Source organism: Arthrobacter livingstonensis (assembly GCF_003219815.1).
GTDB classification, from domain to species: Bacteria; Actinomycetota; Actinomycetes; order Actinomycetales; family Micrococcaceae; genus Specibacter; species Specibacter livingstonensis.
In genome coordinates, this window is record NZ_QJVD01000006.1 from 80,404 (window position 1) to 106,999 (window position 26,596).

Sequence of the window (26,596 nt, forward strand, 5' to 3'; positions counted from 1 at the left end):
ATGGCCACCACCCTTACCGCACCGGGCCGCCAAAGCCGCCGGTCCGACGTCGCCCCCGAAGGGAAGCGCAGCAAGCGCAGGAAGCGCCTTTCCCCCGCCCTCATCATCGCCACCGTCATCGTCGCGGTCCTGGCGCTCACCTGGCTGGTACCCTTCGCATGGGCCACCATCACCGCTCTTAAGAGCGAGACGGAGGCCGCGGCGGCGCCCATCTCCCTGGTGCCCAAATCCGGCTTCACCCTTGATGCGTTCGTCAAGGTGCTCCAGCAAGGCAACATCCCGGCCTGGACCTGGAATTCGCTGTTCACCTCCGCGGTGGTCACCGCCGTCACGCTGGTGATTTCGGCGCTGGCCGCCTACGCCCTGTCCCGGATCGACTTCAAGGGCCGCAAGGTGCTCATGACGGTCATTGTGGCCTCACTGATAGTTCCGCCGCCCGTACTGATCATCCCGCTGTTTTACCAGATGGTCTCCTTCCACATGATCGACACGTACTGGGGCATCATCCTGCCCCAGGTGATCGCCCCCGCCATGGTGTTTGTGCTCAAGAAGTTCTTCGACCAGATCCCGCGGGAGCTTGAGGACGCCGCGCTGGTTGACGGCGCCGGCCGGATCCGCATTTTCGTCCAGGTGGTGCTTCCGCTGTCCCGCCCCATTCTGGCCGCCGTCGCGATCTTCGTCTTCATCGGCGCCTGGAACAACTTTCTGTGGCCGTTCATCGTCACCAACGACAGTGCCATGCTCACCCTGCCCGTGGGGCTGCAGACCATCAAGAGCGCCTACGGCATCCAATATGCCCAGAACATGGCGTCGGCCCTGCTCGCCGCGCTCCCCCTGATCCTGGTGTTCCTGTTCTTCCAGCGCCAGATCATCAAGGGCATTTCCACCACCGGCCTGGCTGGAACCTAAAGCCTGACCCCATTTTTTCGTTCCAACAAATAGTTACTAGGAGAATCAATCACATGTCCCATGCACGGATTAGCATTGACCGCGACTTCACCATCGCCGAGGTGCCGCACCGCCTCTTCGGATCCTTCGTGGAGCACATGGGCCGGTGTGTCTACACCGGCATCTACGAACCCGGCCACCCGGACGCCGACGACCAGGGCTTCCGCAAGGATGTCCTTGCCCTGACCAAGGAACTTGGCGCCACCGTGATCCGCTACCCCGGCGGCAACTTTGTCTCCGGCTACAACTGGGAGGACGGCATTGGGCCTGTTGGCAACCGCCCCCGCCGCCTCGACGGTGCCTGGCACTCCCTGGAAACCAACGCGTTCGGGCTCCACGAATTTGTCGACTGGTCGAAGAAGGCCGGCACCGAGATCATGGAGGCGATCAACCTTGGCACCCGGGGCGTGGAGGCGGCCCGCGAGATCGTTGAATACGCCAACCACCCGGGCGGCACCTACTGGTCGGATCTTCGCGCCAAGAACGGCCACAGGGACCCCTTCGACATCAAGCTCTGGTGCCTGGGCAACGAGATGGACGGCCCGTGGCAGATCGGCCACAAGACCGCCTCGGAATACGGCCGCCTGGCGCAGGAGGCCGCCAAGGCCATGCGCCTGGTGGACCCGGATATTGAGCTGGTGGCCTGCGGGAGTTCCAACTCGGGGATGCCCACCTTTGGCGCTTGGGAACAGACCGTTCTCACCCACGCCTACAACGAGGTTGACTACGTCTCCCTCCACGCCTACTACCAGGAGCACGACGGCGATGCCGCCAGTTTCCTGGCCAGTGCCGTTGACATGGACTACTTCATCGAGTCCGTGGTGGCCACCGCCGATTCCGTCCGGGCCAAGGGCAAGCACAAGAAGCACATCAACTTGTCCTTTGACGAGTGGAACGTCTGGTACCAGCGCGGTTCCGACGATGAGGACCAGCCGGAGCAGGTCAACAATTCAGGGTGGCGCGAGCACCCCCGCGTCATCGAGGACAAGTACAACGTCACCGACGCAGTGGTGGTGGGCACGCTGCTGAACTCCCTGCTGCGCCACGGCGACCGGGTAAAGATTGCCAACCAGGCCCAGCTGGTCAACGTCATTGCCCCCATCCTGGCCGAGGAGAACGGCCCCGCCTGGCGCCAGACCATCTTCCACCCGTTCGCGCGCATGGCCGAACTCGCCAAGGGCCAGATCCTGCGCACCAACGTGGTCTCGGACAAGGTGGAAACAGCCCAGTTTGGGGGTGCGGACCTGGTGGACGTCAGCGCCACCTGGAACGAGGAGAACGGGCGGATTGCCTTGTTCTTCGCCAACCGCGGCCTGGACGAGGCAGCCGATGTTGAGGTGGCGCTGCGCGGCTTCGACGCCGGACGCGTCACCCGGGCCGAAGTCCTGCGCGTCCCCGAGGGCGGGGACCGCTTCACAAGGAACACGCTCCATGCGCAGGACCAGGTGGGACTGGTGCCGTTAAACGGTGTCAAGGCCGCCGGGGACGAACTGAAGCTGACGCTGCCGGCACTCTCCTGGGCCGTCGTCGAACTTGAGGTTGGCAAGAACTAGCCCGGGCCGGGCGTGGCGTCTAGCCCCGGCGGTCCAGGGTGCCCACTGTCTTGCCCTGGGCGTCCTTGACGGTCAGGACGTTGCCGTCGATGCTTCCTGAGGCGGCCTTGGACAGCCAGCTGTCGATGCCGTCGCAGGCGATCTGGGTCTTGCCCAGCTGCGGGAACGTCAGCTCGCCGGAGGCCAGCATCCACTGCCCGGTGAGGCGGTTGCAGCCGTCACTGCCCTGCAGGTAGCCGGCTGTGTCGCCATTCTGCTCGGCGCCGAGCGACAACTCCAGGTACGGCTGCTTGTCCGTGTTGTAGCCGTTGCCCCAGGTCCCCACCGGGCCGGTTGCGGCGCCGCAGGAGGAGAGGACGAAGGCAAGGACAAGGCTGCCGGCCAGGGCGAGGACGCGTTTCATGAAAGGGTGTCTCCGTTTCGGAAGCTGATGAATCGTAGTTTCCCCATGTTATGGCATGGGCGGGACTCCCGGCGCCTTATGGACCGCAGTGACAGCGCCGCCACGGCCTGGCTACCGTGCGCCGACGGGAGACATCGTGGAAACCGCCGCGGCCAGCACGCCGTCGCGCATGGTGGCGACGGCATCGGTCAGCGGGACGAACTCGGTGTCGTGGGTGACCATGACCGTGGCCACCTGGAAGTCGTCCGTCACCTGGCGCAGCAGCCGCACAATTGATTCGCTGCGCTCATGGTCCAGGGCCGCCGTCGGCTCATCCACCAGCAACACCGATGGCGAGCCCATCAGCGCCCTGGCAATGTTTACGCGCTGGCGCTGTCCGCCGGACAGCTGGTGTGGGCGCTTCCTGGCGGAATCGGCCAGCCCCACGATCTCCAGCAACTCCGCGGCCCGGGACGCCGCCGCGCGCAGCGACTTCCCACGCAGGTGGTCGCCAATGATGAGCTGTTCGGCCGCAGTGAGGGAGGCGAGCAGGTTGGGCTGCTGGAAGATGATGCCCACCTTGTCCCGGCGCAGGGTGGTCAGGGCTTTGTCGGACAGCCCGGTGGCCTCCATGCCGTCAATCGTGACGAGACCGGAGGTGGGCTTGACCAGCGTGGCGGCCACGGCCAGGAGGCTGGACTTGCCGGAGCCGGAAGGGCCGACCAGCGAAACCATTTCGCCGGCGTCGACGTTGATGGTGACGTGGTCCAGGGCGGTGACCGTCCCGTCGCCGTCCGGGTATTCGAGGGTGACGTCGGCCAGGGACAGGACGGGGGAGTTCAGTTCAGACATGGGGGATTCCTTAAGTTTGTGGCTGTTGACATTGAAGATGATGCCCTTATTCCCGCGTGGATCGGTGGTTATCTCCAATCTCAACGGGCAGTGGGGGTCAGCTGCCGCCGAGGGCGATGAGGGCGTCGACCTTCGTGACCTCGCGGACGGCCAGGGCGGCGCCGGCCAGGCCCAGGAGCACAATGCCGGCCATTGGCAGCAGCGTGGTGGCCGGGGTGACCAGGAACGGGGCTGCCTTGGCGGCAAGGAAACCGCCGGCCACGCCGATCAGTCCGCCCAGCGCGGCGCCCGCCAGCAGCACCATGGCGGCCTGCGTGAGTGCGTCGCGCAGGAGGTACGAAACGGACGCACCCATGGCCTTCAGGACCGCGATATCGCGGGTGCGCTGGACGGTCCACACGGTCAGGAAGGCGACAATCACCAGCGCGGAGATGCCGTACAGGAATGCCTGCATCATCAACAGCGAGCCGTTCTCGCTCTTGTAGCCGCCCAGGCCCTGGAAGGATCCGCTGCGCGTGGTGCTCACGGTGGCGGCGGCGGCGTTGGCGGCACCGGCATCAACGGAGGCCCCGTCGCGGTACGTCACGGCAACCACGGTGGCCACCTGCGCCGGATCACTGAGGTGGGCCAGCTTGGTCCAGGTGGGAAGCGTGGTCCAGACCACCGAGGTGTGCGAATACCACTGGTCCGCAACCACAGCGGAGACCTTCAGCGTGCTGCCGCCCAGGGCCACGGCGTCGCCCACGGCCAGGTGGAGCTCCTTGGCCACATTGTCACCGATGATGACGGTGGAATCGCTGAGGCCCGACGGCGCGATCCCGGCTTTGGCGCCTCCCTTGCCCACACCGAAGACGGCCACGTTGGTGGTCCCTGTTTTCGTGCCTGGGGCGGCCGCGTGGGCACCCTGGAAACGGGTCTGGCTGATGCCCAGCGGCACGGCCGAGGAAACGCCCGGCTGTTTGGCCCATAAATCAACCTGCGCCCGGGTGACCTGGCTTTCGGTGAAGGAGACCTTGGGGTCGTTGGCGCCCGGGGCACCAAACACAACCTGGTCCACGGGGGCCTGCACGGACTTGCCAAGGTCGGCAATGGAGGAGGTGGACTGGTTGCCCAGCCCGGCGGTCAGGCCGGAGAGCAGGACCAGCAGCAGGCTGATCAGTGCCACTACGCCGCCCATCAGGGCGAAGCGGCCCTTGGCAAAGCGGATGTCTCGGATGGCGAGGAACATGTGCGTGTCTTCTTTCTGTGGCGGCCCTGGCTTGGGCCTCTTTCCTTACTTCCACTGTCCTTTCTTTCGCAGCGGTTTCCATCGCGGAGTTGGATGATCCCTGCGGACCCGATGGTTGAACCCACAGTCAACCGTTTGGTTGATACGGCGTGCGTGGCCACCGCCTAAGCTGGGGGCATGTCTGTCCAGAACGAGCCGCCAGTGTCCAGTGTTGCCATCCTGCGCTTCCTGCGCGTGGCCCTGCACGTGGGCTTTGCCGTTTTGCTGGCTGTGGCACTCATCCGGCTGCTGACGGGGCAGCTGGACCGGCCCGAACGCTACGTGCTGCTCGGTGTTGCCCTGGTGCTGGCGGCGGTCTACCTGGCGGGGACGGTGGCGGAAAAGCGATTCTCCACGGGCAGCGCCGCCAGGAACCCGAGACGGTACGCGTACCTGTGGCTGGCCATTGTCACCGTCCTGTGGGCCGCGCTGCTGGTGGGTTCGGTGGAGTTTTCCTGGCTGGTCTTCCCCTTGTTTTTCCTGCACCTGCACCTGCTTCCGCGCTGGGCCGGAAATGCCGCCGTGGTGGTCATGACGGCCGGGGTCATTGTGGCCCAGTGGCTGGCCTCGGGTGCCGCAGTTCCCCCGCTGCCCGTGGTGCTGGGACCCGTGTTTGGGGCGGGCTTTGCCGTCGTCACCTCCAAGGCGTACCTGATGCTGTACCAGGAGGGCGAAAACCAGCGCCGGGCGGCGGACGAGCTGCGCCGCACCCGTGCGGAACTGTCCGCCAGCCAGCATGAGGCAGGAGTGCTGGCCGAGCGCGCCCGGCTGGCCCGGGAAATCCACGACACCCTGGCCCAGGGCTTTTCCTCCATCGTCCTGGTGGCCCGGGCGGCCGGGCGCTCCCTGGATTCCGGGGACCTGGAGTCCGCCCGCGAAAGCATTGGCATGGTGGCGGCCACGGCGTCGGAAAATCTGGCCGAGGCTCGCAACTTTGTGCGCGGGCTGTCCTCGCCGGCGCTGGAGGGCACGTCACTGGCGCAAAGCCTGGCCCGGCTGTGCCAAAAGACCCAGCTGGAGGCGGCCGCCCGCGGCGTGAACCTGAACTGCACTTTCCGCGTGGACGGGGATCCTGTGGACCTGCCCCAGCCGTACCGCGTCACCCTGCTGCGCGCCGCCCAGGCGAGCCTGGCCAACGTCTGGCTGCACGCCAACGCGGGCACCACCGTCCTCAGCCTGGCCTACCTGGGCACGGAGGTGACACTTGACGTGTACGACGACGGCCGCGGCTTTGATCCGTCGCCGCTGGCCGGCGCCGTGGCCGGGCGGGCGGGCGGCAGCGGGTTTGGGCTGACGTCGCTGCGGCAGCGGGTGGCGGCACAAAACGGCACGCTGGAGATAGAGTCGGCACCCGGCGAGGGGACCGTGGTGGCCATCCGGCTGCCACTGGCAGTGGCGACGAAAGACGAGGGCACGGCATGAGCGAAATACGGATCCTGCTGGTGGACGACCACCCCGTGGTGCGGGCCGGGCTGCGCGCCATGCTGACGGACTTTGAGGGGTTCACGGTGGTGGCCGAGGCACCCGAGGGGGCAGCCGCCATCAAGGAAATCCAGCGGCTGCAGGCCCTGGGCGAGCCCCTGGACGTGGTGCTCATGGACCTGCAGATGGGCGCCGGCATGGACGGGGTCACCGCCACCAGGGCGATCAAGGGGATGCCGTCGGCGCCGCCGGTGCTGATCCTGACCACCTACGACACGGATGCGGACATTTTGGCGGCCGTGGAGGCCGGGGCCAGCGGCTACATGCTCAAGGACGCCCCGCCGGAACAGATCCGCGCGGCCGTCCAGCAGGCAGCGGCCGGCCAGACGGCCCTGGCGCCGGAAGTCGCGGCGCGGCTGCTGGGGCGCATCCGCAACCCGCAACCGGTGCTGTCCCCCCGCGAGGTCCAACTGCTGGAACTGCTGGCCACGGGCATGAGCAACAAGGCGATGTCCAAACAGCTGTTCATTTCCGAGGCGACGGTCAAGACGCACCTGGTGCACATTTACGACAAGCTGGGCGTGGACAACCGCACGGCCGCCATTGCCATCGCCACCCAGCGGCGCATTATCCGCACCGCGGGGTAGCGTCGGCCGGCGGCAAACCAACCACCGGGCCTAGCGCACCACCACCGCGGGCTGGGTCAGCGGCACTGCGGACGGTCGCCCGCAGCCGCTGTCGATGGCCACGGACTGGCCGGTGTGGGCGGAGCGAAGCAGCGACTCCATGACGTCCAGGGCGTGAAAGGCGAGCTTTCCGCCGGCGCGGGGCTCCCCGCCGCCAGGCGTCAGGGCCAGGTCCTGCAGGCCGATTCCCCGGGCGGAATCAACATAGCCGCCGGACACCGGCAGCACCTCCCACTCTGAAGCGCCAAGGGCGTGCAACAGCACGTCGCCGTCGAATTGGTTGGGGTCCGGGACCACCAGGGATCCGGTCTCGCCGTGGATCTCGATGTTCGACGCCTTGGTGGCGACGGCGTCGAAGCTCATGACAAGGGTGGACAGTGCGCCGGATTCGTGCACCAGGACTCCGGTGACGTGGGTGTCGGTGGTGACCGGAACTCTCTCGCCCGCGCGCGGCCCCGTGGCGATGGTGCGCGAGCCCCGGGTGTGGCTGGCCGCGCCGATGACGGACTTCACCGGGCCCAGCAGGGTGACGAGCGCCGAGACATAGTAGGGGCCCATGTCCAGCAGAGGGCCTCCGCCGGGCACGTAGTAAAAGTCCGGGTTGGGGTGCCACCGTTCGTGCCCGGGCGTGGCCATGGTGGCGGTGGCCGAAATCGGCCGGCCGATCAGGCCGTCGTCGATGGCGCGGCGCGCGGTTTGCGTGCCCGTGCCCAGCACAGTGTCCGGAGCGCTGCCCACGGTGACGCCGGCGGCCGCAGCGGCGGCCAGCACTTCCCGGCCTTCCCCGGTGGTGGCTGCCAGCGGCTTCTCCCCGTATACGTGTTTGCCCGCGGCAATGGCGGCCAGTGCAATTTGCGCGTGGGCCGCGGGGATGGTGAGGTTCAAGATAACGTCCACCTCGGCGTCGTCGATCAGTTCCTGCACGCCCAGGGCCCGTACGCCGGGGAGCCCGTCCGCCACGGCCTTGGCCCGGGCTGGGTCGAGGTCCGCCACCGCAACCAGCCGGACCGCGTCCAGCGACGGGAGGGTGGAGAGGTACTGGGCAATGATGTTGCCACAGCCGACGATGCCGATGTTCAGGGGGGTGTTTAGCGGCTGGCCCACAGCATGCCTCTTTCGATGATGGTCTTGACATTCGGGTTTTCCAGGATGTCCACGTGGTGGCCGGGGGTGGCCACAAAGATGCGGCCCTGTCCCCATTCGCGCGTCCAGATCGCGGGGGAGGTCACCTCCCGGTGCCACGGATCCCATTCGCGCACTTTCTGCGTGGTGGTGGCCAGCACGTCGATGTAGCTGTCCGTGAGCACCCAGTATTGTTCGGTGACCAGGTCAAAGCTGCCAATCCCCTCGGTGATGGGGTGGCTGGCCGCGGCGGGGAGCATGTTCACGGTGTACGGCACGTAGTTGTCCGGCTGTCCGCCCGTGCGCTCCGAGGGGTGTTTCCCGGGGTGGCAGGCGAACTGCCCGCCGATCAGGTGCAGGTAGTCGGAGTTGTTGCGGTAGGAATCGGCTATGCCGCCGTGCCAGCCGGCCAGGCCGGTGCCGGCCTCGACGGCGGCCCGCAGGCCCTCAAACTCCGCAGGCTCGATGGTGGTCATGGTGTTGCACTGGACAATGAGGTCCACGGTCAACATGTAGTCCGCGTCTGCGTAGACTGCCGGGCCTTCTTCCACGCGGACCGTGTAGCCGTTCGCTTCCAGGTGCGGGATGAAGAGCCCGGTGGCTTCGACGGGCTGGTGTCCGTCCCAGCCGCCGCGGACCACGAGTGCGTTCTTGTTGCCAGTCATGCGTCTTGTCCTTTGATGGTGGTCCATTGGCTGTTGTTGGCTGCGCTGTCCTTCACGGCGGCCAGCACGTGCTGGACGGTAAGTGCGTCGGAGAACGACGGCGTGGGCTGGGTTCCGGCTCCCAGTGCGGTCACGAGGTCCGCCACCTGGTGGGTGAAGCCGTGCTCGTAGCCGAGCCCGTGCCCCGTGGGCCACCAGTTGCCCACATAGGGGTGGACGGGTTCGGTGACCATGATGCGGTGGAAGCCGCGCGCGTCCCCGGCGTCCGTGCCGTCGTAAAACTGCAGGAAGTTCATGTCCTCAAAGTCGAACGCCACGGAGCCGAGCGTTCCGTTGACCTCCAGCCGGTTCGCGTTTTTGCGGCCCAGGGCGGTGCGGGTGGCCTCAAAGATTCCGATCGCGCCGCCGTCGAACCGGGCCGTGAACAGGGCGGCGTCATCAACGGTCACCGGGCCCATGGGGGTGTCCGCCGTGACTTCGCCGTGCCCGCCAAGGCCCACCAGCTCCCCGCCCACGGGGCGTTCCTTGGTAAAGGTTTCCAGCAGTGCCGAGACGCCGGTGATGTTCAGGCCGGAGACAAATTGGGCGGTGTCGATGCTGTGGGCGCCAATGTCACCCAGCGCGCCGGAACCGGACTTGGTCTTGTCCATGCGCCAGGTCAGGGGGGCGTTCGGATCAGTGAGCCAGTCCTGGAGGTACTGCGCGCGGACCTGGCGGATGGTGCCAAGCCGGCCGTCCTGGACCATCCGCTTCGCCAGGGCCAGGGCCGGGGTGCGCCGGTAGGAGTAGCCGCACATGGCGAACACGCCGTTGCGCGCCGCCTCGGCAGCGACGGCCGCCATCTCCCGCGCCTCCGCGACGGAATTGGCCAGCGGCTTCTCGCACAGGACGTGCTTGCCGGCCCTGAGTGCTGCGATGGCGATCTCAGCGTGGGTGTTGCCGGGGGTGCAGATGTCGATCAGATCGATGTCGTCGCGCTCAATGAGCCGGCGCCAGTCGGTCTCGACGGACTTCCACCCCATGCGTTCGGCGGCTTGTTCGACGCCGGCCCTATTCCGCCCCGCGATGGCCGTCAGTTCGGGGATGAACGGCAGCTCGAAGAAGCGGTGTGCAGTGCGCCAGGCGTGTGAGTGGGCGGCGCCCATGAAGGCGTAGCCCACCATGCCCACCCGCAACGCGGGGGGTGATTGCTGATCCATGGGAAAGGTACTTTCTGATTGCGTGGATTATTTGCTGAAGCCGGCGGTCAGCCCGCTCAGCAGCTGACGGCGGCCCAAAATGTAGAGCACAAGGATGGGCAGCGTGGTCAACACCACCGAGGCCAGCACGGCTGGAATATTGACGGAGTACTGACCCTGAAAGCTCCACAGGGCCAGGGGCAACACCCGCAGTTCCGGACTTTGCGTCAGGATGAGCGGGAGCAGGAAGCCGTTCCAGACGCCCAGGCCGTTGTAGATGGCAACCGTGACGATGGCCGGCTTGGTCAGCGGAAGCGCCAGGCGCCACATGGTCTGCCATTCGGAACATCCATCCAGCCGCATGGACTCGAACAGCTCGTTCGGAACATCGCGGATGAAGTTGGAGAGGATGAGCACGGTTAGCGGGATGGCGAAGGCGATGGAGGGAAGCACCAGGGCCAGCAGCGAATCGTAGAGGTGCATCTTAATGATCAGCAGGTAGACCGGGATGATCGTGGCCTGCAGGGGAATAGCCAGACCCATCAAAAACAGCGCGTTGACCCCCTTGAGGAACTTTCCCCGGCCGCGCACGATGGCGAACGACGCCATGAAGGAGAAGGCCACGGCGGGCACGGTCGAGCCGACGGTAACGATGACGCTGTTGAGGAAGTACCGGCCAAAATCGTTGGCAAGCACCATCCGGTAGTTCTCCAGCGTCGGATGGGCTGGCAGGGCCAGGGGGTTTTGGCTGAAGTAGCCTGCCTGGCTCTTGAAAGAGGTGACGGCGATGTAGTAGATCGGGATGATGATGACCGCCAGCCAGATCCACCCGGCAGCACCTGCGGGGAGATTGAGCTTTCGCAGCCGGCGGCCCATGCCGCTGCCCCGTTGAGGGGACGCTTGGGTCCCTGTGGGGGCTGGTTTGGACAAGGTGGTTGTCATGGTTACAGGCCTTCCAATTGGCTGCCGTTTTTGTCCTTGCCACCGAGCCGCTGGAGCAGCAGGGCCAGGCCGAGGCCAAGTGCCACCAAGATGACAGCGGTGACACTGGCTTGGCCCATCTGGTTTGCCTTGAAACCTGTCAGGTACATGTCCAGGGCCAAGTTTCGGGTCGCGTTGCCGGGCCCGCCGTTGGTGAGCACGAAGATCATGTCGAAGTACGTCAGTGCCCCCACCACCATGAGCGTGGATGAGGTGATGATGGTGTACTTCAGCTGCGGGACGGTGATGTAGACGAACTGCTTGAACCGGCCCGCACCGTCGATCTCCGCGGCCTCGTACAACTGCCGCGGAATCTGGCGCACCCCGCCTTGGTAGATCAGCGTGTGGAAGGGGATGAACTGCCACGACACCACGAAGATCACCACTCCAAGCGCCAGTTGCGGCTGTCCGAGCCAGTCCTGGGCCAGAATCGGCAGGTGCAGGCCCGCGGCCAGCCCAAAGTTGGGGTCAAGCAGTGACTTGTAGGCGATGGCGATCGCGGCCGAGGAGAGCAGCAACGGCAGGAAGTACAGCACCGCCAACAAGGCCCGGTACTTTTGTGAGCCCGCAGAGAAGACGCCCAAAAGCAGGCTGATGGGTGTCTGGATGAGCCATGAGACCGCCATGATGATGAACGTCAGCCCGAGCGCGTGGTACATCATGGGGTCCGCGAACGTCCGCAGCCAGTTTGCCGCTCCTGCGAAGGAGATTGAGCCAATGCCGTCCCAGTTCGCGAAGCTAAGCAGCAGCACGCCGGCCAGCGGGGCGATCGCAAAGAGCAGGAATAGCGCCAGGGCCGGCAAGACCAGCCAGGCCAGTGAACCAGTCTTTCCCTTGCTTTGCGCCCCGGTGCCAAGGGCGGATAGGGATGTGGTGGCTGTCATTGGCCAAGGGTCGCGTTCATGTTGCTGGCGAACTTCTGCGGCGTGATGGACTTGGTGAACAGCTGGTCGATGTTGTTCAGCAACGCCTCGGCTGCGGTGGGGCTCAGGGCCTGGTCCCATGACTGCTGGAAGTTCGGGGCGTCCTTGGCCAGGTTGTAGACGAAGCCCAAGAAGTCCTTGTCGTCAGTGGCTGCCAATTGAGCGTCAATGCCGGTAACAATCGGCACGGCGCCGGACTGGATCCACGCGGTGACTTCGGCGGGGGTGAGCATGCCGGTCGCGAAGTATTTCTTCGCCGTATCTTGTTCAGCCTTCGTCGCCTTCGCGGAGATGGACATGTACTGCCCGGGGTTGCCGATGCTGTTCTTCGGGTCCCCGGTGCCGCTGCCGATCGTGGGAAAGTTGAACCAGCCGAGGTTGCCCTTCTTGACGAAGTCGCCGCCGTCGTTCTTCATGCTCCCGTAGGTCCACGCGCCGTGGAGCATCATGGCCGCCTTGCCGGTGTAGAGCAGAGCCTGGTCGGCGTTGGAATCGGCGGTGATCGAGGAGAAGCCCTTGATGAATCCATTGGCCGAGATCAGCTCCTGGATCTTGGTCAGCGCCTCGATGGCCGCGGGATTGGACCACGCATTGGCCTTGCCAGCGAAGATGTCGTTAAACACCTGGGGGCCGCCGATCCTGTCAAACATGTATTCCAGCCACATCATGGACGTCCAGCGGGATTGGCCGCCCAGGGAGATGGGTGCGATTCCCATGCCGTTGAACGTTTTGGCCAGTGTCAGGAGGTCGTCCCAAGTCTTGGGTGGCTGTACATTGGCCTTGGCGAAGACCTCCTTGTTGTAGAAGAAGATGATGGGTGCAACCGTCTCGTTGGGCAGTGCGTAGATTTTTCCGTCGATGGTGGCGGCACCAAACGACGACGGGAACAGCCGGTCCTTGACCTTCGGGTTCTCGGCAAGCCACGAGGTCAGGTCGATGACCTGGTTTGCCTTCGCGTAGGTCTTCAGGCCACCGCCGCCCCAGCCGTAGATCATGGTGGGTGCCTCACCGGCGCCAATGGCTGTCTTGATTTTTGTCTTGAAGGCGTCGTTCTGAAAGAGCGTGAGCTTGATTTGGTTGTCGGGATTCGCCTTGTTGAAGACATCGATCGAGTTCTTTCGAATGACCTCCCCGGGCGCCCCTGTCAGGGACCAGATGCTGGCGGCGACGGCGCCGCCAGAGCCGCCTCCGGGCCCGGCCGTGCCACAGGCGCTCAGGCCCCAGGCTGCCAGCGGGGCCACCACTGCAAGTGAAAGAAATGATCGTCGCGATGCAAGCTTGCGTTCCATTCTTGTTCTCCGTTGAAAAGGCCGTCGCCGGCGATGTCGAAACATTTCGCAAATAATTCTGCGGTTGGGATGAACTTAGCCGTGTTCCACATCACACGTCAAGGAGAATTTTGGAAATATTGACGCCGGTTATGTACTCAGGCACACTGTTGGGGATAGAAACTTTTCGAGGAATGGAGCGCAATGCGTGTGGATGGCAAGCGGGCCAAGCCGGTGCTGGCCACGGTGGCTGCGCTGGCAGGGGTATCGGCGCCCACCGTTTCCAAGGTGATCAACGGCAGGGACGACGTCGCTGCGGACACCCGCGCCCGGGTCCAGGCGGCACTGGACAAACTGGGTTATGAGTCCCCGGTCCAACGCAGGGCGCGCTCCACGGGGCCGGTCATGGTGGACCTGGTGATCGACGGCATCAACAACCAGTATTCCCTTGAAGTGCTCACCGGCATCCTGGACTACGCGGCCAGCGAGGGCGTGGAGATTGTGCTCAGCAATGTCACTCCAGGACGGCTGCACAATGCCAACCATGAGCAATGGGCGCAGCGCATGGTGGAGTCCGGGCGCAAGGGGCTGATCCTGGTCACCTCGGAGGTGACGGCAAGGCAGCTGGAATCCTTCAAGCGCCGCGACATCCCGGTGGTGGTCATTGATCCGCTCAACCCGCCCCACAGCGGCTTTGTCAGCGTGGGGGCCACCAACTGGGCCGGCGGGAAGGCGGCCGCAGAGCACCTGCTGTCGCTGGGCCACCGGCGCATTGCGTTCCTGGGCGGCCCCGAAGCCGCCGAGTGCAGCGTTGCCAGGCTGCACGGCTACCTGGCGGCGCTGATGGGCCACGGCATCGCGGCGCGGCCGGACTATGTGCTGGCCGGTGGGTTTAGCCGGGACTTCGGCATTTCCGGCACCGGCCGGCTGCTGGCCCTGCCGGAGCCTCCCACGGCCATTTTTGCCGGCAGCGATGCTACGGCGCTGGGTGTCCTGGATGAGGCACGACGGCGGCACTTGCGTGTGCCGGAGGACCTCAGTGTGGTGGGTTTTGACGGCACCGCCCTGGCCGAGCAGGCACTGCCCCGCCTGACCTCCGTGGCGCAGCCGCTCAAGGAGATGGGCCGTGCGGCACTTCGCTCCGTGCTCCGGCTGGCCCAGGGGGAGACGCTGGACTCCCTGCACGTGGAACTGGCCACGGAGCTGGTGGTCCGCGATTCAACGGCGGCGCCTGCCGCTTAGCCTCCCGTCCACCGGGCGCCCGCCGGTAGGGTGGCGCCCGCCGCTGGGTCTGCGCATGCCCCCGGGGCCCCGCCGTGACCGAATCTGTGCGACCTGCCGAAACAAAAAGTGCGCTTAAGGGATATTGTGTGAAGTTGTGAAAAGCCTGTTTGATTTTGGGTATTCGGCGTAGGCTCGGGCCTAACGAGTGCGATGAAGCAGGGGGACCTTTCGGTGGCGTTTTCCCAAGGCAAGTCCCGGTCATTCCAGTTGGGCATGGCCGTTGCATGCACGCTGCTGGCGTCGGGCGGATTTGTCGGCGCGGGCTATGCCGAAAACTCCGTGGCTGACAACGCCGCAGCCACGGCCGCCGCGCAGCCGGCGGTGCACTCCTCCAGTGACCAACCCAGTGTCCAGCCAATGATTGCCGCAGGGCTGGATTCCCTCGCGACACAAAGCGCGGGGATCAAGATCTCTTTTGCCGACACGTTGATCCTCGCGCGCAAGACAACGCCCAGGACTCGCTTTGACCTGACAAATCCCAATGCCAACACGGCCGGGCTCGCACAATACGCCAATGCCCTGCGCGGAGGCATCCCCGAAATGTCACCCGGCCTTATCTCTGAGGTCCGCGGGGACATCCTGGCCGCTGCCTACCAGGGCCTGGGCCACAGCTACGTCTGGGGCGGTACCAGCTTTGCCTCCGGTTGGGACTGCTCCGGCTTTGTGCAGTGGGCCTACGCCCAGGCCGGTGCTGCCCTGCCCCGCACCGAGCAGTGGCTGCCCATGGTCCAGACCAAAAACCCCCAGCCCGGGGACCTGGTGGTCCAGAATCCCGACGGACCCAACCACTGGTCGCACATTGGCATCTACATTGGCAACGGCCTGATGATTAGTGCGTTGAATCCGTCGGTGGGAACCATCCTGCACACGCCGGCGTCCACCAGCAGTTCCTCCACCTACTTCACCATGCCGGAGTTCGCCGCCCAGGATGAGAAGGCGGCCAAGGCAGCAAAGGACAGAGGCGCGAAGGACGCCTCGAGCCTCAGGGACGCCAGCAGCCATCCAGGCAAGACGTCAAGCAAATCCGCCAAGCCCACGCCGAGCGACAAGCCGACGCCGAGCGTGACGGCCAAGCCGACGCCGACCGACAAGCCGACGCCGAGCGTGACGGCCAAGCCGACGCCGACTGAGACGGCCAAGCCGACGCCGACTGAGACGGCCAAGCCGACGCCGACTGAGACGGCCAAGCCGACGAGCACTGTGACAAAGCCGCCCGCGACGACAAATCCCGCCACGGCGACGCCCGTGACCACTGCCGCCGTTGCCCCGGCTGCGCCGGCAGCCACGGGCTGGTACACCACCGTTCCCACCGTCACGCTGGCGGTCGTGGACAAGGCTGCCGTGGCACAGACCGAATACCAGATTGGCGACGGCCCCTGGGTTCGGTACACCAAGGCGTTCGCCCTCCCGGACGGCGTCAACTCCGTGAAATTCCGCTCCATCGACCTTGCCGGCGATCTGGAAACGGCAAAGACATTGGGCTCCCTTAAGGTGGACACCACCGTGCCCTCCATCACCGCAACAATTGCCGACCGCACCGCGACGATCACAGCTGCCGATTCCGGTTCAGGCATTGCCGCGGTCGAATACTCCACCGACGGCGGAACCACCTGGCGGGCTTACACGGTGCCCATCAAGGCAGGGGTTGACGGCGTGTCCCTCGCCTACCGCGCCACCGACGCGGCCGGTTTGACAGCGACTTCCACAAAGGATGCCGTGGTGGCTCCGGTGGCAGGGACGCAACCCGGTGCGCCGGTGCAATAGCTCCCCGTCGAGCCGGAACGGGCCGTTTAATTTTGGCGGCCCTGCAGATACTGCAGATACTGCAGGACAGCGAGGACGCGGCGGTGGTCGCCGGCCGTTTGGTGCAGCCCCAGTTTGAGGAAAATGGAGCTGATGTGTTTTTCCACGGCGCCGGCGCCGACCACCAGGGCGCGGGAGATCGCTGCATTGCTGCGCCCCTGCGCCATGAGCCCGAGGACCTCGGTTTCCCGCGGGCTGAGCGTGCTGGTGGGATCGGCGGTGCCGCGGTTGGCCAGCAGCTGGCTGACCACATCCGGGTCGATCACAGCCTCACCGCCGGCCACGCGCTCCATGGCGGCGGCAAAATCCTCGAAGCGGGCCACCCGGTCCTTGAGGAGGTACCCCACACCGGCGCCGGCGGACGAACCTGCCAGCAGTTCCGTGGCGTAGCTGAGCTCCACGTATTGGGAGAGCACCAGGACCGCAACTGACGGGAACGCGGAACGGATCTGCAGCGCGGCCCTCAACCCTTCATCCCGGTGCGACGGCGGCATGCGCACGTCGGTGATGACCAGGTCCGGGACATGCTCGGCCACCGCCGTCAACAGGGATTCGCCGTCTCCAACGGCGGCACACACCTGGGCGCCGGTTTCTTCAACCAATCTGACAAGACCTTCACGGAGCAGGACGGAATCTTCTGCCAAAACAACTCGCATGTCCTTCAGGTTAGCGGTTGGGTGGCCGCTGCGTGCAGCGGGATCGACGCGCGCAGGAGAGTGGGACCGCCTTCCGGGCTCGCGATGTCCATGGAGCCGTCCACACCGGCCAGGCGGTCCACCAGCCCGGCCAGCCCGTGGCCCTTGCCCACGTGGGCCCCGCCCCGGCCGTCGTCGTACACCTCCATCGTCAGTGCGCCCGCCGTTGCTTCGACAACGACGCTGGCGGAGGTGGCCCCGGCGTGTTTGGACACATTCGCCAGCGCCTCGGAAATGACGAAGAAAGCCGCGTTCTCGGCACTTTCCTCCAGCCGCCCGCCGTCGTCCAGGTTGCTGGTGAGCCGCACCGGAACCGTGGCGCGGGTGGCCAGTGATGCCACGGCGGCGTGCAGGCCGCGGTCGGCCAGGATGGGCGGGGCGATGCCGCGGGACAGTGCACGCAACTCGGCCAGCGCCTCCCGGCTTTGCTCCAACGCGCCGTCCATCAAGGCCTGCGCGGCCTCGGGGTCCCGGGCCATGTGGCGTTTGGCGGATTCCACGTCCATCTGCAGCCGGATCAGCCGTTGCTGGGGGCCGTCGTGCAGGTCGCGTTCAATCTTGCGCAGCATCCGGACCTCCTGCGAGACAACTTGGGCGCGGCTGCCGGCCAGCTCGGCGCTGCGGGCGCGCAGGGCCGCGTTTTCGTTGGTGAGCAGACTACGCGCGATGCCCGCATCAATGGAGGCCAGCAGGTGTGTGATGAAAGGCAGGGTGAGGACGAAGACGACGGCGGCCACGAGTTCCAGCAGCACCTGGGCGTCGGCGGGGTTCATGTCCAGGCGCGTGTCCAGGCCGAGTATGGTGGCCAGGTCAGAGTCTTCCGGCGGAAGGTAAATGCGCCAGAACCACTTGGTGAAACCTCCGGCAATAACGCCCAGCCATGTGATGGTGACGCAAAAGGCGACGGTGCGGAACACGAATGACACCAGCGTCCCGTGGAGCAGGTCCTTCCACTGCTGCGCATCGGAGAGGCTGTGGAGCATGCCCCTGATGGTGCGCCGGTTTGCCGCTTTGTAGTGCACGGGAGGAATCCCTCCGGTCCAGCGCACGAGCGCCGACCTGTTGGCAGCGGCGAATCCCCGGGCAACGGCAAGGCACAGCACGAGGACGGGCAGGCCAACCCAGATGACGAAAATGGAGACTCCCACGGCGAACAACGTCACAAGAATGATGAATGACGCCAGGGAGACGAGGAAGCCCGGCAACAGGTAGGCCAGGTCGGAGCCGATCTGGCGCCACGTTGTTCCGCGGAAGATGAGCCAGGAACGCCGGCTCTTGACGGCTTGGGAATCGATCATGCTTCCATCCTTGCCGCGTGGGAGTGATGAAACCATCATGCCAGCCGCCCATTCCGGGGTGGGGACAACCCCCGGTCGTTGCCACTACTATTATCGAGAACCCGGCAACGGCGCCGCCCGGGGGACTGGGGCCAAGCTGTTTCCCATCCGTTTGACCCCGGAGGACGGCCTATGAGCGCAGTAAACCCCGATGACGGATTCCGCTCGCGGCTCCGGCTCTCCGGAGGCAAGGACCGGGTGGTGCTTGTGATGGCCCTCGGCGTTCTCAGTGCAGTCAGCCCCATGGCCACGGACATGTACCTGGCCTCCATGCCCCGGGTGGCCGATTATTTCCAGACGTCCGCCTCGGCCGTCCAGCTGACCCTGACCACCTACATGGTGGGCATGGCCTTCGGGCAGTTTCTGCTTGGTCCGGTCTCCGACATGGTCGGGCGGCACCGGTTGATGGTCGCCGGCAACGTCTTGTTCCTGGCCAGCTGCCTGGCAATCGTGGTGGCTCCCAGCATCGGGGTTGTCATAGCCCTGCGTGCTGTCCAGGGCGTATCCGGGGCCGCGGGCGTGGTGATTGCCCGCGCCATCGTCTCCGACATATCCACCGATCGGCAGGCTGCCAAACTTTTCTCCGTGCTGGCGACCATAACATCCCTCGCCCCGGTCGTTGCACCCCTGCTGGGCGGGATGATCGCCAGCGTCGCCCCGTGGCAGGCAGTGTTCTGGGCACTGGCAGGATTCGGGCTGCTGATGCTGTCCGGCTCGGTGTTCGTGGTCCCGGAGACGCTGCCGGCGGCAAAGCGGCACCGGGGCGGACTGGTGGGCATTGTCGGCATTTCGTGGGCGGTCTTGCGGACTCCGTCCTTCATGGCATACGCGCTCACGTTTGGCTTTACGTTCGGCTCACTTTTCTCCTACATCTCCGCCTCGTCCTTCGTGTTGCAGAACGTGCTTGGCTTCTCCGCGCTGGGCTATTCCGCGGTCTTCGCGGTCAACGCGGGCGGCGCCATCGTGGCTGCGCTCATCAATACCCGGCTCGTGGACCGGATTGAACCCGGCACGATCCTGCGCATGGCGGTCGTGACGGCCTGCGTGGTCAACGTGGCCGGCCTCGGTCTGGTCCTAGCCGGCATTACCGGCTGGCCCACCTTGGCCCACCTGTTCGTCAACCAGGCCTGCCTGGGTTTCATCATGGGCAATGCCGTGGCCCTGTCGCAGGGACGCGTGCCCGGGCGGGCCGGTGCGGGCTCCGCCGTGCTGGGGACGGTCCAGTTCCTCTTCGGAGGATTGGTGAGCCCCCTGACAGGTGTCGCCGGGCAGCACACTGCCGTGCCGATGGCGGTTTCCATGGCGGCATGCTCGGCGCTGGCCCTGGGCGCCGTGCTGACAGCAGCCCGCCTGGCCCGCGCGGAAAGATGATATTTCCCGGATGCTTGATCCGCGTCCCGAGGATGGTGGGGCCGTCATGCCAGCCGCCCATTCCGGGCTGGGGACAACGCCACCGGCCGCAGATGGGAGGATTAAGGGGTGGGACACATTGACGTTGCAAACATTGACTACTTCCTCTCCGACGGCCGGCAGCTGCTGAACGGGGTGAACTTCCGCGTCTCCGACGGCACCAAGACAGCGCTGATTGGGCCCAACGGTACCGGCAAGACCACGCTGCTGCGCATCATCTGCCAGGACATCAAGGCCGACGAAGGAGCGGTGTCGCGCTCGGGCAGCATGGGCGTCATGCGTCAGTTCGTGGGCCAGGTGCGCGACGAAAGCTCCGTCCGGGACCTGCTGCTCTCCGTTGCGTCGGCGACCATTGCCGCCGCGGGAAGGGCCGTGGACGACGCCGAAGAGGCCATGCTGGAACGTGACGACGAGCCCAGCCAGATGGCATACGCGCAGGCCATCGCCGACTGGGGCGACGTGGGCGGCTACGAAATGGAAACCACCTGGGACGAAGTCACGATGGCCGCCATGGGCGTGGACTTTTACACGGCACAGTACCGCAAGGCGACCTCGCTCAGCGGCGGCGAGCAAAAGCGGCTGGTGTTGGAGGCGTTGTTCTCCGGTCCCGACGAGGTGCTGCTCCTGGACGAGCCCGATAACTACCTTGACGTTCCCGGCAAGCGCTGGCTCGAGGGGAAAATGGCGGCCTCGGACAAGTCGGTGCTGTTCGTCAGCCATGACCGGGAGCTGCTGGCCAACGCCGCAGACAGGATTGTCACGCTGGAACCGGGCATCAACGGCGCGTCGAGCTGGACCCACGGCGGCGGCTTTGCCTCCTATGTGAAGGCGCGCGAGGACCGCAATGCCCGTTTTGAGGAATTGCGGAAGCGTTGGGACGAGGAGCACGTCAAGCTCAAGGAACTTGTCATCATGTACAAGACCAAGGCCGCGTTCCGTTCCGACATGGCGAACCGCTACCAGGCAGCGCAGTCGCGTCTGGCGCAATTTCTGGAGAAGGGCCCGCCAGAGGCCTTGCCCATTGAACAGAACGTGAAGATGCGGCTCAAGGGCGGGCGCACGGCCAAGCGGGCCATTGTGGCCACGAAATTGGAGCTGACCGGGCTGATGAAGCCGTTCAGCACCGAGGTCTGGTTTGGCGACCGGGTCGGCGTGCTGGGCTCCAACGGTTCAGGAAAGTCGCACTTCCTGCGTCTGCTCGCCGCCGGCGGGTCCGATCCGGACAAGGAACACGAACCCGTGTCCGAGGTCGAAATTGCCCATGTGCCGCACGAAGGGTCCGTGAAACTCGGCGCAAGAATTCGGCCTGGTTTCTTTGCCCAGACCCATGCCCGGCCGGACCTGCTGGGCCGGACGCTGCTGGACATCCTGCACCGCGGCGACGAACACCGCTCGGGGTTGGGCCGCGAGGCCGCCGCCGGTGCGCTGGACCGCTACGGGCTGGCCTCCAGCTCGGAACAAAAGTACGATTCCCTCTCCGGAGGCCAGCAGGCGCGGTTCCAGATCCTGCTGCTGGAGCTCTCCGGCGCCACGCTTTTGCTGCTGGACGAGCCCACGGACAACCTCGACCTGCATTCGGCCGAGGCCTTGGAGAAAGCCATCGACTCCTTTGAGGGCACCGTCCTGGCCGTCACGCACGACCGCTGGTTTGCCCGCTCCTTTGACCGCTTCCTGGTCTTTGGCTCCGACGGCAAGGTGTACGAAACCGAGGAACCCGTCTGGGACGAAAAGCGGGTCGAGCGCGCCCGATAGAGCCTTCGGGAGAGGGTTGGCCACTTCTGAATCCTCGATTCGCCCGGCGGAAGATGGGACTGTGTTACCCGTCAAAACCGGCAACCGTGCCGGCCGGCCCGGACGGGCGACGCCGATGGCGGCAAGGTGTGCCTGCCCTGGCTCCACTTCGGATATGCGTGGAACCCGGGGCGTGTGCTGCGCATGGCAGAACCCCACTTCCGACATGCGCGTAACCGGGGTCGAGTGCTGCGCATGGTGTACCCCGCGCACAACCCAGCCCGGGTCGGGCGCATAACGAAAGTCGAACGCCGCTTTCGCCGTGCACCGAACCGATGTCGGGTACTCCTCATGGTGCACCGTGTTCACGGGGCCATCGGGGTGTCATCGTCTCGAACTTCAATGGGGGAGGAGCTGGTGTAGCGATCAAAAACCGAGTATGACTAGGTTTCACCAACTGTGGTGAAATAGACTGGAGGCCATGTCCGCTCCGCAAACCCGAGGGCGCTACGCCAAGGGCGTCGAGCGCCGGGAACAAATCATCCAAACGGCCACCGACGTTTTTGCCACCGAAGGATTTGAAGGAACCGCACTCAAGCGCGTGGCCGAGCTGGTGGGCGTCCGCGAAGCCACCTTGTTCCACTACTTTGGCAGCAAGCAGGAACTGCTGACGTCCGTACTGGAGGAACGTGACCGGCGTACTGCCGAGGATGTGCAAGCAGGCGGCGGCCTCACCGAGTCGATGCCCTCGATTGCCCGGCGGAACGCGACCCAACCGGGCCTGACCACCCTCTATGCCGTGGCCTCGGCCACGGCCAGCGCGCCGGGACACGCATCCCACGAATTTTTCCTCCAACGGTTCCGTGCGGTGGTTGACAATGCCGCCGGGGACATCTCCGCCCGGCAGGCTGCCGGCACCCTTCGGACCGACCTCCCGCCCGCGGTGCTCGCACGGCTGCTGGTGGCGGCGTCGGACGGACTGCAGCTGCAGTGGATGTATGACAAAACCATCGACATGGCGCAGGACCTGGAATCCCTGGTTCTTGCCCTTTTTGCCCCAGCGGTTGCCCCAGCCGCCCCCACCAGCAAGTGAAGAGCAACCCCACCATGAACAAGCCAACGGTCCGCCATGCAGCCATGGCCACCTTCGCCGTTTTTGCCATCAACGGCTTTGTCTTTGCCAGCTGGGCCGCCCGGATCCCCACCGTTACGCGTGTTCTGGACCTGACGGCGGGGGAGATGGGGCTACTGCTGCTGACCATTGCCGCCGGCTCCGTCATTGCCCTGCCCCTGGCCGGGACAGTGGTGGCGCGCCTGGGCACTGCGTCCACGGTCCGGGTGGGCGGCTTCACCTCCTCGTTTGGCGGGCTGATAGTGGCCACGGCGCTCGCGCTGGGTTCCGTTTCCCTGACGGCCGTGGGGCTGTTCTTCTTTGGTGTGGGAATTGGCTTGTGGGACGTGTCCCAAAACGTGGAAGGCGCCGACGTGGAGCGGCGTCTGGGCAGGACCGTCATGCCGCAGTTCCACGCCGGTTTCAGCGGTGGTGCCTTTGTCGGGGCACTGGTGGGGGCGGGGCTTTCGGCCCTGCATGTGAGCATGTCCGCCCACCTGTTCGCCATTGTGGTGTTGGTTGTCCTCGCCATGCTCGCCATCCCGCGATACTTTCTGCCGTCCCCCGTGGCGGCGCAGGCGGTGCCGGCAGACCCGCCGTCCGGGGCCTCCCGGGAGATATTGGGCCGCAGCGCATGGAAGGAAAGCCGCACCCTGCTGGTGGGGCTGGTGGTGCTCGGTGCCGCACTCACTGAGGGCGCCGCAAACGACTGGATTGCCAAGGCCACGGTTGACGGACTGGGCGCCACCGAATCCGGGGGGGCCATCATGTTTGCCGTGTTCGTGGCGTCCATGACCGCGTTCCGGTTCTTTGGCGGGCGGTTCATTGACGCTTACGGCCGGGTGCCCGTCCTGTACGGCAGCCTCGGCGCGGCCCTGGTGGGCCTGACCCTTTTTGTGGTGGCGCCCAACGTCTGGCTTGCCGGTCTCGGCGCCGTCCTCTGGGGTGCCGGTGCGGCGATGGGCTTCCCCATGGGCATGTCCGCCGCCGCCGACGACCCCGCCCGTGCCGCCGCCCGCGTGTCCGTGGTTTCCACCATCGGCTACGTGGCCTTCCTGGCCGGGCCGCCGCTGCTCGGATTCCTGGGCGACCATGTCACCATCCGCTGGGCGTTGCTGGCCATCGGCGTTGCCATCATCGCCTCGATCCTCACGGCCCCGGCCGCCAAGCCGCTTCCGGCCGAGGCCCATGAGGCCTATGAGGACGCCGGCAACTGAACAGTATGCCGAATAAGGCATTTATGCCGCACCAGGCACCAGAGGAGCAGCGTCAGGCCCAGCCCCAGCAGCGCCCCGGCAATGGTGTCGGAGAACCAATGCGCGCCCAGATACATGCGGCTGTACATCATGGCCACGCTGAGAATCGCGCCGCTGACCCACATCCACAGCCTTCCCAGCACGACGGCGGTTGCCACCATTGCTGCCACCGTGGCACTTACATGCCCCGACGGGTATGAACCGGAATCCACGTGCACCAGGCTGTCCAGGGGACGGTGCCGGCCCACCAACAACTTCAGCAGCTGCGTGGCGGTCAGGGTGCCCAGACTGGCGCCGGCCGTGAAGAACGCCAGCCGGCGGTGGCGCACCAGGAGCACCAAAAACAGTGCAATGGCGTAGAGCAACATGCCAGTGTTCCCGGCAAAATTCAACACCAGATTTGCGCTGGTGAGCCACGGCGTCCGCGAGCCGGTCAGCGCCGCGTGCCAGGCGGCGTCGAGCCCCTGAAAGAAGGGGTGGTTTGCTGAAGCTGCCAGCACCAGGGCGCCCGCCGCCACCACTGCCAGGGCGCAGATGGATGTCCACAGCAGGACAGGCGTGGAACCGCGCAGCGGCCGCAGTTCGGCGGCGTTCGGAATTCGGGCGGGCATCCAGCCAGTCTACGGTTTTCAAGCCACAATCCGGTGGCAGGGGCCGGCGGCGAAGCGTGCCGTCATCCGAAGGGACGACCCTGAACGGACCCTGATTCATCCCTGAGATTGAAGAAAACGCCGGCTCGGGTGCGTACGGTGGTGGATAAGGGCGGAGATTGCCGCACGCTTTTCACCCAAGTGACGACACCAAAAGGGAAGTCCACATGATCGAGGCAGTAAACCTGGCCAAGCACTACGGTGCCAAGACCGCGGTGGGCGGTGTCACCTTCACCGTCAAGCCCGGCATGGTCACCGGCTTTCTGGGTCCCAACGGCGCCGGCAAGTCCACCACCATGCGCATGATCGTGGGCCTGGACAAGCCCTCCGCCGGAACCATCACGGTCAACGGCAAGCCCTATGCCAAACACCACGATCCGCTTCACCAGGTGGGCGCCCTGCTGGATGCCAAGGCCGTGCACACCTCCCGCAGCGCCTACAACCACCTGCTGGCCATGGCCGCCACGCACAACATCCCCACGAGCCGCGTCAATGAGGTTATCGACATGACCGGGCTGGCCGCCGTCGCCAAGAAGAAGGCCGGCGGATTCTCCCTCGGCATGGGCCAGCGGCTCGGCATTGCCTCGGCCCTGCTGGGCGATCCCCAAACCCTGATCCTCGATGAGCCAGTCAACGGGCTGGACCCGGAGGGCGTGCTGTGGGTGCGCAACCTGGCCAAGCACCTGGCCGGACAGGGAAAAACCGTGTTCCTGTCCTCGCACCTGATGAGCGAGATGGCGCAGACCGCCGACCACCTCATTGTCATTGGCCGCGGGCAGATCATTGCCGACGCGCCCATCGCGACGATCCTGGCCGGGAGTCAGCAGGCGCGGGTCCGCGTCCGCACCGCCGACACCGCACGCCTGGGCCAGCTGCTCAGCGCCAACGGCGTGCAGGTGCAGAACAATGAAAGGGAGACCCTGGAGGTCTCCGGCGTCGATTCGCGCCAGATTGCCCAGGTCGCCCTGGAGAACCAGGTACTGGTCTACGAGCTCACCCCGCTGACCACTTCGCTGGAAGAAGCGTACTTTGACCTGACGAAGGATTCGGTCGAGTACCACTCGCAAGAATTTGACGATGCCGCCGCAGAGCCGGCCCCCGCCTTGAAGGGACTCCAAAAACGATGAGTACGACGACGATTCCCGCACCGTCCGCTGCTGCCGGCACGACCGGGCTGACCTTCCTGGGCGTGCTGCGCAGCGAATGGATCAAGTTCCGCTCCCTGCGCTCCACCCAGCTGCTGCTGCTGTTCACCTTTGTCGCCGTGGTGGGTGTCGGCATCATTGCCGCCTTCCTGCGCGGCACCATCATCGACCAGATCATGAAGTTCGGGGCCACGGGTCCCACCGAACCGGGTGCCCCGGCCGGACACCAGCTGACCCTCGAACAGGCCATTGACGCCGCGAACGCGCAGGGCATCAGCATTTACGGCATCCCGATTGCCGGGCTGCAGCTGGGCATCCTGGTGTTGGGTGCACTGGCCGTGCTGCTGATCGCCTCCGAGTTTGGCACGGGCATGGTCCGCTCCACCATGACGGCAGTGCCCAAGCGCCTGCCGGCCTTCTTCGCCAAGGCCATTGTCCTGGTGGTGGTGTCCTATGTGCTGACCCTCGTGGCCGCTTTCGTTACCTTCCTGATCTCCATCCCGATCCTGCACGGCTACGGCATTGACATGTCCCTGGGCCGCGACGGCGTCGTGTACACCATCCTGATGGGCGGCGTCTATGTCGCCGGCGTTGCACTGACCGGCCTCTCCCTCGGAACGCTGATCCGCAGCTCCGCCGGCGGCATCATCGTCCTGGTGGCCCTGTTTTTCCTGCTCGAGATCGGCACGTCACTGCTGGGTCTGGTCCCCGGCGACTTCTGGAAGTACGTCGGGCAGTACGTGCCCAGCGTGGCCGGCGGCCGCATGCTCGAAATTGGCGACAAGGCCGCCTTTATCAGCCCCCTGTCCGGCGGGCTGATCTTCCTGGGCTGGATTGTCCTGGTGACGGTGCCCGCCGTCATCACCCTTAAGACCCGTGACGTGTAGGAAGGTCTTTTGCCCGGCTCTGCCGCCGGGCTTCTAGACT

Annotated in this window: 24 protein-coding genes; 12 read left to right on the plus strand and 12 right to left on the minus strand. The window is 65.6% G+C overall.

The genetic code is table 11. From position 1 onward, the window contains the following. Nucleotides 1–909 (plus strand): carbohydrate ABC transporter permease, encoded by a 909-nt coding sequence (locus CVV68_RS07305; protein WP_110500349.1) that lies wholly within the window; start codon nucleotides 1–3, stop codon nucleotides 907–909. Between the two features lie 53 nt (nucleotides 910–962). Further along, nucleotides 963–2,501: an arabinosylfuranosidase ArfA gene (gene arfA, locus CVV68_RS07310; protein ID WP_110500350.1), complete on the plus strand. Its 1,539-nt coding sequence runs from the start codon at nucleotides 963–965 to the stop codon at nucleotides 2,499–2,501. Between the two features lie 19 nt (nucleotides 2,502–2,520). On the opposite strand, the gene CVV68_RS07315 is transcribed toward arfA, so the two are convergent. The 3 genes from CVV68_RS07315 to CVV68_RS07325 form a co-directional block, all read right to left on the minus strand. After that, entirely contained in the window at nucleotides 2,521–2,904 is a 384-nt protein-coding gene (locus CVV68_RS07315; protein WP_110500351.1) for an META domain-containing protein, read from the minus strand. A 111-nt stretch (nucleotides 2,905–3,015) separates the two neighbouring features. Next, nucleotides 3,016–3,735 (minus strand): ABC transporter ATP-binding protein, encoded by a 720-nt coding sequence (locus CVV68_RS07320; protein WP_110500352.1) that lies wholly within the window; start codon nucleotides 3,733–3,735, stop codon nucleotides 3,016–3,018. A gap of 97 nt (nucleotides 3,736–3,832) precedes the next feature. Continuing rightward, nucleotides 3,833–4,963, minus strand: coding sequence for an ABC transporter permease (locus tag CVV68_RS07325; RefSeq protein WP_110500353.1), 1,131 nt, complete (start codon nucleotides 4,961–4,963; stop codon nucleotides 3,833–3,835). Between the two features lie 177 nt (nucleotides 4,964–5,140). Between CVV68_RS07325 and CVV68_RS07330 the strand changes: the two genes are divergently transcribed. Both CVV68_RS07330 and CVV68_RS07335 read left to right on the plus strand, forming a co-directional pair. Continuing rightward, on the plus strand, nucleotides 5,141–6,424 hold the full coding sequence (locus CVV68_RS07330) for a sensor histidine kinase (RefSeq protein ID WP_110500354.1): 1,284 nt from the start codon (nucleotides 5,141–5,143) through the stop codon (nucleotides 6,422–6,424). Further along, complete coding sequence (locus CVV68_RS07335) at nucleotides 6,421–7,071, plus strand: response regulator transcription factor (protein ID WP_110500355.1); 651 nt, start codon at nucleotides 6,421–6,423, stop codon at nucleotides 7,069–7,071. Before CVV68_RS07330 ends, CVV68_RS07335 begins: the two co-directional genes overlap by 4 nt. A 30-nt stretch (nucleotides 7,072–7,101) precedes the next feature. On the opposite strand, the gene CVV68_RS07340 is transcribed toward CVV68_RS07335, so the two are convergent. Genes CVV68_RS07340 through CVV68_RS07365 form a run of 6 tightly spaced genes read right to left on the minus strand, consistent with a single transcriptional unit; the run spans nucleotide 7,102 to nucleotide 13,268 of the window. Further along, nucleotides 7,102–8,214 carry a Gfo/Idh/MocA family protein gene (locus CVV68_RS07340; RefSeq protein ID WP_245933402.1) on the minus strand — a complete coding sequence of 371 codons (1,113 nt, stop codon included), beginning with the start codon at nucleotides 8,212–8,214 and terminating at the stop codon, nucleotides 7,102–7,104. Next, nucleotides 8,199–8,897 (minus strand): ThuA domain-containing protein, encoded by a 699-nt coding sequence (locus CVV68_RS07345; RefSeq protein WP_110500357.1) that lies wholly within the window; start codon nucleotides 8,895–8,897, stop codon nucleotides 8,199–8,201. The genes CVV68_RS07340 and CVV68_RS07345 overlap by 16 nt, the downstream gene beginning before the upstream one ends. Then, on the minus strand, nucleotides 8,894–10,096 hold the full coding sequence (locus CVV68_RS07350; RefSeq protein ID WP_110500358.1) for a Gfo/Idh/MocA family protein: 1,203 nt from the start codon (nucleotides 10,094–10,096) through the stop codon (nucleotides 8,894–8,896). The genes CVV68_RS07345 and CVV68_RS07350 overlap by 4 nt, the downstream gene beginning before the upstream one ends. A gap of 27 nt (nucleotides 10,097–10,123) precedes the next feature. Then, nucleotides 10,124–11,017 carry a carbohydrate ABC transporter permease gene (locus tag CVV68_RS07355; RefSeq protein ID WP_110500359.1) on the minus strand — a complete coding sequence of 298 codons (894 nt, stop codon included), beginning with the start codon at nucleotides 11,015–11,017 and terminating at the stop codon, nucleotides 10,124–10,126. A 2-nt stretch (nucleotides 11,018–11,019) separates the two neighbouring features. Next, on the minus strand, nucleotides 11,020–11,940 hold the full coding sequence (locus CVV68_RS07360) for a carbohydrate ABC transporter permease (protein WP_110500360.1): 921 nt from the start codon (nucleotides 11,938–11,940) through the stop codon (nucleotides 11,020–11,022). Next, the gene (locus tag CVV68_RS07365; RefSeq protein WP_110500361.1) at nucleotides 11,937–13,268 is read right to left on the minus strand and encodes an extracellular solute-binding protein; all 1,332 of its coding nucleotides are present in this window, start codon (nucleotides 13,266–13,268) and stop codon (nucleotides 11,937–11,939) included. Before CVV68_RS07365 ends, CVV68_RS07360 begins: the two co-directional genes overlap by 4 nt. Nucleotides 13,269–13,451: 183 nt before the next feature. On the opposite strand from CVV68_RS07365, the gene CVV68_RS07370 reads away from it, so the two are divergent. Further along, the gene (locus CVV68_RS07370) at nucleotides 13,452–14,489 is read left to right on the plus strand and encodes a LacI family DNA-binding transcriptional regulator (RefSeq protein WP_110500362.1); all 1,038 of its coding nucleotides are present in this window, start codon (nucleotides 13,452–13,454) and stop codon (nucleotides 14,487–14,489) included. A 192-nt stretch (nucleotides 14,490–14,681) separates the two neighbouring features. Beyond that, nucleotides 14,682–16,295, plus strand: a complete 1,614-nt coding sequence (locus tag CVV68_RS23830) for an OmpL47-type beta-barrel domain-containing protein (RefSeq protein ID WP_245933403.1) — start codon at nucleotides 14,682–14,684, stop codon at nucleotides 16,293–16,295. 26 nt (nucleotides 16,296–16,321) lie between these two features. On the opposite strand, the gene CVV68_RS07385 is transcribed toward CVV68_RS23830, so the two are convergent. Both CVV68_RS07385 and CVV68_RS07390 read right to left on the minus strand, forming a co-directional pair. Then, entirely contained in the window at nucleotides 16,322–16,990 is a 669-nt protein-coding gene (locus tag CVV68_RS07385; RefSeq protein WP_110500363.1) for a response regulator transcription factor, read from the minus strand. 5 nt (nucleotides 16,991–16,995) lie between these two features. Then, nucleotides 16,996–18,327, minus strand: a complete 1,332-nt coding sequence (locus CVV68_RS07390; RefSeq protein WP_170133115.1) for a sensor histidine kinase — start codon at nucleotides 18,325–18,327, stop codon at nucleotides 16,996–16,998. A 171-nt stretch (nucleotides 18,328–18,498) separates the two neighbouring features. On the opposite strand from CVV68_RS07390, the gene CVV68_RS07395 reads away from it, so the two are divergent. The 4 genes from CVV68_RS07395 to CVV68_RS07410 all read left to right on the plus strand — a co-directional run bounded on the left by CVV68_RS07395 (nucleotide 18,499) and on the right by CVV68_RS07410 (nucleotide 23,835). After that, complete coding sequence (locus tag CVV68_RS07395) at nucleotides 18,499–19,737, plus strand: multidrug effflux MFS transporter (protein WP_110500365.1); 1,239 nt, start codon at nucleotides 18,499–18,501, stop codon at nucleotides 19,735–19,737. Between the two features lie 108 nt (nucleotides 19,738–19,845). Then, complete coding sequence (locus CVV68_RS07400; protein WP_110500366.1) at nucleotides 19,846–21,528, plus strand: ABC-F family ATP-binding cassette domain-containing protein; 1,683 nt, start codon at nucleotides 19,846–19,848, stop codon at nucleotides 21,526–21,528. 460 nt (nucleotides 21,529–21,988) lie between these two features. Next, nucleotides 21,989–22,600, plus strand: a complete 612-nt coding sequence (locus CVV68_RS07405; RefSeq protein WP_110500367.1) for a TetR/AcrR family transcriptional regulator — start codon at nucleotides 21,989–21,991, stop codon at nucleotides 22,598–22,600. A 14-nt stretch (nucleotides 22,601–22,614) separates the two neighbouring features. After that, entirely contained in the window at nucleotides 22,615–23,835 is a 1,221-nt protein-coding gene (locus CVV68_RS07410; RefSeq protein ID WP_110500368.1) for an MFS transporter, read from the plus strand. Here CVV68_RS07410 and CVV68_RS07415 read toward each other — a convergent pair. Beyond that, a complete protein-coding gene (locus tag CVV68_RS07415; protein ID WP_110500369.1) occupies nucleotides 23,814–24,485 on the minus strand; it encodes a phosphatase PAP2 family protein in 672 nt (223 codons plus the stop codon). The genes CVV68_RS07410 and CVV68_RS07415 overlap by 22 nt on opposite strands. 206 nt (nucleotides 24,486–24,691) lie before the next feature. Here CVV68_RS07415 and CVV68_RS07420 point away from each other — a divergent pair, with 206 nt between their 5' ends. Beyond that, nucleotides 24,692–25,651 carry an ABC transporter ATP-binding protein gene (locus CVV68_RS07420; RefSeq protein ID WP_110500370.1) on the plus strand — a complete coding sequence of 320 codons (960 nt, stop codon included), beginning with the start codon at nucleotides 24,692–24,694 and terminating at the stop codon, nucleotides 25,649–25,651. Further along, nucleotides 25,648–26,556 carry an ABC transporter permease gene (locus tag CVV68_RS07425; protein ID WP_110500371.1) on the plus strand — a complete coding sequence of 303 codons (909 nt, stop codon included), beginning with the start codon at nucleotides 25,648–25,650 and terminating at the stop codon, nucleotides 26,554–26,556. The genes CVV68_RS07420 and CVV68_RS07425 overlap by 4 nt, the downstream gene beginning before the upstream one ends. Nucleotides 26,557–26,596: the final 40 nt, after the last annotated feature.